We start from the raw sequence: 679 nt of genomic DNA on the forward strand, positions 1-679 counted from the left end.
GTCGTCATCTGGGCTGTCTCGACGTGGAACCCCGACCAGGATCTGCGAGACGGGACCTTCCGCAGCACCGGCACTCCCACAAGGTAATTCCGGTCGGCATCACGGTCGGACCGGACCCGTCATCGACGAGCGATCTTCCGTGCGGATCGCCCAGCAGGTCGATAGCCGCTGCGGATACCCCAGGATGATGCCGATGCGGATCAAGTTTCACGAACAGCTCGACGACCTGACCAACCGGCTGGCGCTGATGTGCCACCTGGCCGGTGAGGCCATCGAGTCGGCCACCGACGCCCTGGTCCGGGCTGATCTTCCGCGGGCCGAGCGGGTCTTCGACCTCACCGAGCAGATCGAGCGGTTACACGGTCCGTGTGAGGAGCAGGCGATGGCGTTGCTGGCGTTGCAGGCCCCGGTCGCCCGGGATCTGCGCCAGGTCGTCACCGGGGTGCATTTGGTGTCGGATCTGAGCCGGATGGGCGGGCTGGCGCAGCATGTGGCCGAGAGTGTGCGCCGCCGGCACCCGAACCACGTCACCTCGGGGGAGACGGAAGAAATCCTGAACCGGATGGGGCGAGCGGCGACCGCGCTTGCCGGTCTCGCCGAACAGGTCCTGCGCACCCATGATCCCGAGCTGGCCGCCGAGCTCGGCAGACGCGACGACGAGCTCGACGACCTGCACCGA

At 67.5% G+C, this 679-nt stretch carries 1 protein-coding gene; it reads left to right on the plus strand.

Annotated elements, in window-relative coordinates; genetic code table 11:
- Positions 1-193: 193 nt before the first annotated feature.
- Positions 194-679: phosphate signaling complex PhoU family protein (locus AC1D1G_RS45765; protein WP_477957007.1), on the plus strand; the 486-nt coding region annotated here is incomplete at its 3' end.

It is taken from the genome of Rhodococcus sp. P3_B8 (genome assembly GCF_056402775.1).